General features: G+C 36.8%; 9 protein-coding genes. 5 read left to right on the top strand and 4 right to left on the bottom strand.

Annotated elements, in window-relative coordinates:
- Positions 1-30 precede the first annotated feature (30 nt).
- The 4 genes from JEM49_RS02470 (at position 31) to JEM49_RS02485 (ending at position 1,540) form a co-directional block, all read left to right on the top strand.
- Positions 31-351 (top strand): thioredoxin family protein, encoded by a 321-nt coding sequence (locus tag JEM49_RS02470; RefSeq protein ID WP_025005554.1) that lies wholly within the window; start codon positions 31-33, stop codon positions 349-351.
- 19 nt (positions 352-370) lie between these two features.
- Entirely contained in the window at positions 371-1,018 is a 648-nt protein-coding gene (gene ytpR / locus JEM49_RS02475; RefSeq protein WP_012212147.1) for a YtpR family tRNA-binding protein, read from the top strand.
- 99 nt (positions 1,019-1,117) lie between these two features.
- Positions 1,118-1,291, top strand: coding sequence for a hypothetical protein (locus JEM49_RS02480; RefSeq protein WP_198565284.1), 174 nt, complete (start codon positions 1,118-1,120; stop codon positions 1,289-1,291).
- A gap of 27 nt (positions 1,292-1,318) precedes the next feature.
- Positions 1,319-1,540, top strand: coding sequence for a hypothetical protein (locus JEM49_RS02485; protein ID WP_207187900.1), 222 nt, complete (start codon positions 1,319-1,321; stop codon positions 1,538-1,540).
- A 218-nt stretch (positions 1,541-1,758) separates the two neighbouring features.
- Here the strand turns inward: JEM49_RS02485 and JEM49_RS02490 are convergent, their stop codons facing one another.
- Complete coding sequence (locus tag JEM49_RS02490; RefSeq protein ID WP_201873473.1) at positions 1,759-3,078, bottom strand: hypothetical protein; 1,320 nt, start codon at positions 3,076-3,078, stop codon at positions 1,759-1,761.
- Between the two features lie 94 nt (positions 3,079-3,172).
- Here JEM49_RS02490 and murC point away from each other — a divergent pair, with 94 nt between their 5' ends.
- Positions 3,173-4,486 carry a UDP-N-acetylmuramate--L-alanine ligase gene (gene murC / locus JEM49_RS02495; RefSeq protein ID WP_201873474.1) on the top strand — a complete coding sequence of 438 codons (1,314 nt, stop codon included), beginning with the start codon at positions 3,173-3,175 and terminating at the stop codon, positions 4,484-4,486.
- Positions 4,487-4,542: 56 nt separating this feature from the next.
- On the opposite strand, the gene JEM49_RS02500 is transcribed toward murC, so the two are convergent.
- The 3 genes from JEM49_RS02500 to JEM49_RS10425 form a co-directional block, all read right to left on the bottom strand.
- Complete coding sequence (locus tag JEM49_RS02500) at positions 4,543-5,877, bottom strand: MATE family efflux transporter (protein WP_201873475.1); 1,335 nt, start codon at positions 5,875-5,877, stop codon at positions 4,543-4,545.
- A 107-nt stretch (positions 5,878-5,984) separates the two neighbouring features.
- Complete coding sequence (locus JEM49_RS02505; protein WP_201873476.1) at positions 5,985-6,962, bottom strand: SLAP domain-containing protein; 978 nt, start codon at positions 6,960-6,962, stop codon at positions 5,985-5,987.
- A gap of 98 nt (positions 6,963-7,060) precedes the next feature.
- Positions 7,061-8,365, bottom strand: a complete 1,305-nt coding sequence (locus tag JEM49_RS10425) for a M1 family metallopeptidase (RefSeq protein ID WP_242509735.1) — start codon at positions 8,363-8,365, stop codon at positions 7,061-7,063.
- Positions 8,366-8,452 lie beyond the last annotated feature (87 nt).

The following is an 8,452-nucleotide window of genomic DNA, read 5'->3' on the forward strand; positions in this document are numbered from 1 at the left end:
AATAGTAAGCTGATAATGAGGGATAAAATTATGGAAAAGATTAAAGAATTAACAGAAGATCAATTAACAGAAATCACGAAGTCAGGCCGCGTTGTATTGGAATTTTCTGCAAACTGGTGCCCTGATTGCCGTTTCTTAGATCCATTCTTGCCAGAAATTGAAAAAGATTTCTCAGATGCTAAGTTTTACCAAATTGACCGTGATGGCTCAATGGATGTTGCAAAAAAATTAATGATTATGGGAATTCCTTCATTTGTTGTCTACCAAGATGGCAAAGAAATTGGTAGACTAGTAAATAAGGACCGTAAAACTAAAGATGAAGTAGAAAACTTTTTACGATCACTTGATTAAAAGGAGAAAATAGAGAAGCATGATTACTAGTACTAATAAAGAAGCTTATCCTAATACTTTGATCGTGATTATGGGTCATGATGAAGGCCGTAGTTCATTTGAAGAAAAAGAAGATGTTACTCGCGTAACTAACGATGAAGGCAAGACTATTGGCTTTAACTTTTTCAATGTTGATAAGTTAATCGACTTTGACAAGTTGCCAAATGGTCCAGTTAAGCTTTCAGATGATGAACTTGCAGCATTAAATAAGAAGCTTGCTGAAGTTGGTTTTGATGATAAGTTAGCTTATGGCAAGCCAACTCTTGTTTACGGCTACGTTAAGACCTGTGAAAAGCACCCAGATTCAGATCACCTTCACGTAACTACTGTTGAAGTAGGTGACGGTGAAGAACACCAAATCGTTTGTGGTGCTCCTAACATTGCACAAGGCCAAAAGGTTGTTGTTGCTCTTCCAGGTACTTTAATGCCAAATGGTGAACAAATTTGGCCAGGCGCTCTTCGCGGTGTTGATTCATACGGTATGATTTGTTCAGCTCGTGAATTAGGACTTCCACACGCACCACAAAAGCGTGGTATTATGGTTGTTCCTGACAACTTTGAAGTTGGTGCAGAATTTGAACCAACTAAGTGCGACGAATTGATCGCTAGTGGTGAAATTACTTTATAATTTGAATTTAGTATATAAAAAAGATTGCAACACTTGAATGGTTTTGCAATCTTTTTTGATTTGATTTTGTATAATATTATACTCAAAGGATATGATTTTATGTCAGATACTGAACAAATTATTCGCTCAATTAATGCCGTTAGTCTAATTGATGTTGAGCAACGTTGTAATGATGCAAAAGATCAAGATGAATGGACATTATGGAATAGTATTTATAATTATATTCTGGCACAAAAACAGCAAAAACTTATTAGTCAAGGTGGACCGTATTAATGCCTATTTTGTATATTTTTTGCTGGTGTGAATGGAGCGGGGAAATCCACATTAACTCAAAGTCAGTTTAATAAAGTCATACCATATGAAATAAATGCAGATGAAATAAGTCGTCGAAATGGTTGGGATTGGCAAGATATATGTTTACTTTATGTAGGTTTATCATCAGCCGAACTGGCAATTGAGCGTGTTAAAATTCGAGTAGCAAACGGTGGTCACGGTGTTAGAAAAAATATGATAGATCCTTAAATACATTATACGAATTGATAAGAAAGTTTGATTCTGTAAGTATCTATGACAATTCAGGTGACTCATTAATTAGAACTTATCAGCGGATTGATAATAAGCATTTTATGACTTCTGAACTACCTAATTGGTCAAGAAAAATAATAGCACATGATAATTAATAAAAATATAAAGTAAAAAGTTGATAAACTAGTTTTGAAGCTAATTTATCAACTTTTTTGTTAGCTTAACCACCATTTGCCGTCTGGAGCTAGAGTGTACAAGCCAAGTTCTTTTGAAATTAATTTATTGTTTAAATTTTTGCTACAGGTGTAGTAAACGTATTTAACAAAATCACCATTGTCATTGTACTGCTCTTCATAATCACTGAAATACATTTGATGATTCTTCATAAATAGAGGCAATTGACTTTCAGTACAAGTTAGGGTGAATTTTTCAGGGAAAACACCTTTGACTACGGAATTTTCTGTTTCTGAGTTCTGATCAGTATTGCTGATTAATTGTACTTGATTATCAGAACGTATTAGATATAGATCATTTAAATTTACCGCATTTAATGAGCAGATAAAAATAATTTCTGCTTCTTGTTCAGGATAGTATTTAAAAATATGTAATTCGTTTGCTTCAATGTTTACTTGAGTAAAATAGAAAAATCCATCATTGAAAATAGCTTCACCGTAACAAATATTAGGCTTAGCTGAAAATGGTGAAAAAGTTTTGCCAGTCTTTTGATCAAAAAAGATCAGACGATTACCAGGATAGATTCTATTTTTCCAATAACTCTTACGTAGATCTTCAAAATTAGTATAATCAGAAATTGTTACCCAATACCGATCTTGACCATTTAACGGGTGCTGTTCTCCCCAATAAGGCAAGATGAAACTATCATTAACTTTTTGCCATAGACCATTAGATAGCAAGATGATATTTCCTTGCATGTTGTTGAGAACATGATCATTAAAATCTTTGATGATTATCCGATCAGGAATGTGTTCGTATTCGTTATCTGAATAAAAGTCACTATTTTGTTCAAAGTAAAGCTTGTTATCATCGATGAAAAGCAGGCTTTGATCGGGTTCATTAACTACGGAAAATTTTTGCGGATAGTAGAAGTCAATGGCATCATTAAAAGAAGCAATCCAGACATGTGCTCGATCATTAACTAGCGATAAATTAAGAGTATGTAAACCAGTAAGTGGCATTTGATGAATAATTTCAGGTTTTTGACTAGGAAGATATTTGAATAAGGTTAGTTGATCTTGATCAAGTTGGGCGTGTAAAAAATAGAAATAACCATTTTGGTAGATAACGCTAAAGAAGAATTGGTTTTCTTTACGTGACATCGGTTCAAATTTTTGTCCAGTTTGAAAATTGAAGAAGACCAATTGATTACCTGGAAAAGGATTATCTTGCCAGTATTTGTCAGTAGTTAAATCATAAATATCGATTGTGCTATCTTGGCAGTCAACGCCGTAGCGTGATTGACCTTGGACGATTGTTAAGTCATTGCCAGTTACGGGAGAAAATTTATCAAATTTCATATTGGGTACCTTTCTGTAATTTTTCAAAATTATATCATACAAAAATGGTAAAATAGTTAACGAATAAAAACGTTAAAAATTCGAGGGTAAATAAATGTTAGACAAGAATAAACAAATTTGGTTCATTGGTATTAAGGGTACAGGTATGGCATCCCTTGCCTTGCTTTTACATGACTTAGGCTACAACGTAGCAGGTAGTGATATTGAAAAGTACACCTTCACTCAAGTTCCACTTGAAAAAGCTGGTATTGAAGTTAAGGACTTTGACCCAAGCAACATCAAGGGTAACGATGAACAAGTAATCGTTAAGGGTAACGCCTTCAAGGAAGATAACCCAGAAGTTAAGGCATGTCTTGATAAGGGCGTTAAGTGGCAAAGCTACCCAGATACTGTTGAAGAAATCGTTCAAATGCATACTTCAATTGGTATTTCAGGTACTCACGGCAAGACTTCAACCACTAGTCTTTTGTCACACGTTTTAGGTGAAGTTGCACCAACTACTTACTTAATTGGTGACGGTCGTGGTAAGGGTGTTCCAGACTCACGCTTCTTCGTTTACGAAGCTGATGAATACCGTCGTCACTTCTTGGCATATCACCCAGATTACCAAATTATGACTAACATCGACTTTGATCACCCAGATTACTTCAAGGATCAAGCTGACTACACTAGTGCATTCCAATCAGCTGCTGATCAAACTAAGAAGGCATTGTTTGTATGGGGCGATGACAAGCGTCTTCCAAGCCTTAAGACTGATATTCCTAAATACACTTACGGCTTTAACGACACTGATGACTTCCAAGCTACTGACATTAAGAAGTCAACTACTGGTTCTAAGTTCCATGTTTTAGCACATGGCAAGGATCTTGGCGAATTTGAAATTCACTTGTTTGGTGACCACAGCATTTTGAACTCAACTGCTGTTATTGCGGTTGCCTACACTGAAAAGGTACCAATGGATGACATTCGTGATGGTCTTCTTACCTTTAAGGGTGCTAAGCGTAGATTTAGTGAAAAAGACTTTGGCGACATTGCAGTTATTGATGACTATGCTCACCACCCAACAGAAATGCGTGCAACTATTCAAGCCGCTCGTCAAAAGTTCCCAGATAAAAAGTTAGTCGTAGTCTTCCAACCACATACTTTCTCAAGAACCAAGAAGTATCAAAAAGACTTCGAAGAAATTTTGCGCGATGTAGATAAAGCATACGTTACTCCAATTTATGCTTCAGCTCGTGAAGCTAATGGTGATATTTCAAGCGAAGACTTAGTTAAAAATATTCCAGGTTCTGAAGTAATTGATTTGGATAATATTGCTGATTTGACCAAGAATAAGAATTCAGTCATCGTCTTCATGGGTGCCGGCGATATTCCTAAGTATGAAGATGCTTTTGAAAAATTGCTTTAATTGAAAGATAAGCATGAAAAAAACTGTTCTCAATAAGAGAGCAGTTTTTATTTTGGCTAATCTTTGATTTTATCCTTGAGATCCAGGCTCTTTTCATAAATAAAGTAACCGATGATGCAGGTGATGATATCACTGGCTGCTTGAGCCCAAACGATACCGTGGTAGCCAAATGTGACTTTTAGAATTTCTAATGCGATAAAGTAGACAACGCCTTGACGAGTAATTGCCATGATGAAGGCGGCCCAAGCATTACCTACTGATTGGAAGACGGTAGTGTAAACTAAAATGATACCAACGATTGGTGTAGTAATGATGGTCGCAATTAACATGTAACTGCCGGCATTAACGATGTCCGGTTGATTCATAAATAAAGCAGTAACTGGACGAGCAAAGAGGAACAATAGTCCACCTGAAACTACAGCGTAGACAACTTGCACAAGAATATCAAAGTTTAGAATTTTCTTTAATCGTTTCCAGTTTTTAGCACCATAGTTGTAACCAATTAAAGGTTGTGAACCAAAGGCAAAACCAACGATTACCAAGATAACGATACTGTAAATCTTTTGGGTGATTCCCATTGCGGCAACTTTTTTTGCACCGTATAGAGCTAAAGATGAGTTAAGAAGTGCCATGCCAAAGCTTTGAGCGAAGTTGGTGATTGAACCGGGGATGCCGATGGCTACGATATCATTGATTGTTTTACCGTTAATTTTGCTGTATTTTAGCTTTAATTTGATATATTCGGTTTTGTATAAAACATAGTAGATAAGAATAATATCGGTGACTAAATAACCAGTAACATTCGCAATCCCAACACCAATTGCGCCCATTTTTAAACTAAATAGGAAAATCGGATCAAGAATAATTGCCAAAATTGTGCCTGTCATTGTGGCAACCATTGCTTGAGTAGCTAGGCCTTCTGTTCTGATTAGATTTTGCGGAATAATTGAAAAGATAATTGGCGCAGCGCCAATTGATATTACACGATAAAAATCGGCAGCATCTTGATAGGTGGCAGCTTTTGCTCCTAAAAGATGAAGGATCGGATTTTCAAAAAATAGTAAAATGGCTGTTAGTATTAAACCAGTAACAAATCCACCGATCATGCAAAAACTGCTTACTCGTTTACTTAATTGATAATTTCTTTCACCGAATAGCCGTGAAATTAGTGAAGAACCACCGAGACCAAAAATGTCGGAAACGGCAATTAAAAAGGTAAAGAGCGGGGCACCGATCGTGATTCCTGCTACCAAGTTTGTATCACCAGTTTTGGCAACAAACATTGTGTCTGCCAGGTTGTAGATCATGGTAGTGATCATCCCTAGAACAACTGGCAATGCTAGCTTAAAGTAGACCTTTTTGATCGGGGCTTTAGCAAATAATTCATCCATAAATTTTCTCCTACATTGAAAAAAGCGACCTAGAAAGATACTTTGAGGAAAACCTCACGATTCTAGGTCGCCATATATTATCGTTAATTTAATTTTAGCATATTATCTTAATTAGCAAGGTGATTATCTAAATTGAAGTTACCTTGAAATTCATCAGTAGTGCTTTCTTGATCCATACCATATTCAGCATCGTCGCCCCAGTAAATGTATTGTGCGTTTTTACCTTTGGTACCGGCAATTCTGAAGTAAAGTGCAGCGCTGTCGCCTTTACCAGTGGTCTTGGTGGCATCTACCTTAACTTTTTGACCAATCTTGAGCAACTTGCTGGTTGACTTAAGATTATTATTCAAAACATGGATCTTGTTTAAAATAGTGGCTGTAGTGGTGCCAGAAGCTTGGTAAAGAGTGTTGCCGTTAACAAAACCAGCATTTGAAGCATAAATATAAGCACCGTTGCCTAAAGCATAAAAAGGCTTGCCCTTGATAGTGGTTGTATTCAAACTTCTTTTCTTAGATCCGCTAAGATTTGCAAAGTAGAAAAATACGTCATTCTTAGTTGTGGCGTGGGTTTTAGCTGGCGTTTTAACTAGCATATATTTAGGAATAAGCGACATACCGTTGAAAGTAGTGCGGTGACCGTTTTTATCATAAATGCGAGAGTTGGAACTTAAGATTAAAACATTTTGTCCATCCATTGAGCTAACATTCAAAGATTTGATGTAGCGTTTTTTACCGATGTTAACGTAAGAAGCGGTAGTGTAGTGGTAGTTCTTAGAAGTTTTTGCATCTACTTTTTTACCTTGGATCAGGATAGGCTTGCCATAATATTTAAAACTTGAGCCTGATTTAACCGTTGAAGCAACAGTCATCTTCTTGCCATTGACTTTTTGGGTAGTGGTAGTGGTATTGCCTTTGCTGTTGAAGACTTGAACTGTGCCGTTAAAGGATTTCTTGAGAGTAACTTTACCTTTTTGTGATTGCGTAGCTGCTTGAACTGTGTGAACAGGTTGATTGATAATAGCAGTTGCTGGTGTAACACTGATTAATAAAGCCGCTGCGATAGTTGCTAATTTTTTAGTAGTCATATTTAATCTCCTTTGTAATAATCCATTAAGTTGATTTTAGCACTTATGAGACTATAAAAATAACCTCGAAACTCAAACGTTTTCGGGGTTATTTGATTTTATTCACTTAAGTACTTAGGATCAATAAATTTATTGATCACGTTGTTAACCTTCTTTGAATTATCGTACTTACTGATAATGTTCAAGAAGTCTTGCGTGGTTGCTTGCTTCAAGTAGTAAGTTTGGTAGTAATCGTGTAAAGCATCAAAAAACTTATTTTCACCCATGGCTACTTTTAAAACAGCAGGGAAATCCATACCAAGTTCGTAAGCCATGTCTTCAGTATCAACACCTTTTGGTGGATTATTAACAGGGTAGTTGATGTAGTTGGCCTTTTGATTCTTATTAATGAATTGGTTAGCATTTTCTTTTAAGATCTTGTTAGCACGCTTGACGTTCTTACGAGTGTAGAACTTGCTGTGCATCAGTTTAGCACAGTAGGACTTACTCTTAGTGTAGGTCAAATCGTAAACGCCATTTTCAAGGAGGTTGGTAAGACCTTCGTCAAGCCAAGGTTCCATGTATTCGTCGCTGCCGACAGTGCCGTAGAACCATTGGTGACCAACTTCGTGAGAAACATCTTCAGTTAATTCATTATATCTATCAAGTGGGTGCTTCTTTTGTAAAAAGCCACTAGCGTCGATCATGATCAAGCCAGGATATTCCATCCCACCGGTATCTTTACCAAGCAAGCCTTCAGTAATATCGATTTCTTTGTAAGGATATTTGCCGATCTTCTTGGTAAAAATGTGGAAACTGTCTTGAGCAGTCATCAAAGCTAGCTTGTTGTATTGCCTGCTGTTTTTGCTTGCAAGGTAATAGTCGTTGATTCTTACGCCGTTTGCATAAGCGTGATCAACCTTGAACTTGTTGGAAGCTGTGATGCCGACTTCACGCATGTTGTTGGCAACAATTGTGGTTTTACCATTCTTAGTGGTATTTTTACCAGAAGCTGCAACCTTGTAGCTCTTAGGTGCAAAGAAACTAACGTGGAAGTTGCTTACAGCACTGTTGCGGTTTTCACCGGCGTCGTAGTATGGGTGATAATTCCACTTACCGTTGCGATAATCGCTTAAGTATGGGAAACAGAATGACAGGTTATAAACCTTACCGCCGTTGATATTTTGGTAGCCAAAACGATCTTGTCTCTTAGGTACACCGGTAACTACGTTGACAGTTAAATCAGTAGATTCACCTGTATTTAGACTTTTGTTAACAAATAAATTGCTCTTGTCTTTACCCGTAGTGTAAGAAAGCTTTTGACCATCTGATGAAATGCTTTTAACTGAAGTTGTCGCATTTCTTGTAGCCTCAAAATGCTTGTGGTCGTATTTCAACACGCCGCTAGCAATATTTCTAACCAATAAATTTTTAATGAAAAACGCCCGAAAATCCCCGTATTTTAATGCGGGGATGGATAGGGCTTACCGTCTCTAACGGCATTGTAGATC

This window comes from Lactobacillus sp. A27 (assembly GCF_016742815.1).
Classification (GTDB): domain Bacteria; phylum Bacillota; class Bacilli; order Lactobacillales; family Lactobacillaceae; genus Lactobacillus; species Lactobacillus gallinarum.

Excerpts from the sequence above, each read along its gene's own strand:
- JEM49_RS02470 (WP_025005554.1), top strand. The coding sequence starts at position 31 with ATGGAAAAGATTAAAGAATTAACAGAAGATCAATTAACAGAAATCACG.
- ytpR (WP_012212147.1), top strand. The coding sequence starts at position 371 with ATGATTACTAGTACTAATAAAGAAGCTTATCCTAATACTTTGATCGTG.
- JEM49_RS02480 (WP_198565284.1), top strand. The coding sequence starts at position 1,118 with ATGTCAGATACTGAACAAATTATTCGCTCAATTAATGCCGTTAGTCTA.
- JEM49_RS02490 (WP_201873473.1), bottom strand. The coding sequence starts at position 3,078 with ATGAAATTTGATAAATTTTCTCCCGTAACTGGCAATGACTTAACAATC.
- murC (WP_201873474.1), top strand. The coding sequence starts at position 3,173 with ATGTTAGACAAGAATAAACAAATTTGGTTCATTGGTATTAAGGGTACA.
- JEM49_RS02500 (WP_201873475.1), bottom strand. The coding sequence starts at position 5,877 with ATGGATGAATTATTTGCTAAAGCCCCGATCAAAAAGGTCTACTTTAAG.
- JEM49_RS02505 (WP_201873476.1), bottom strand. The coding sequence starts at position 6,962 with ATGACTACTAAAAAATTAGCAACTATCGCAGCGGCTTTATTAATCAGT.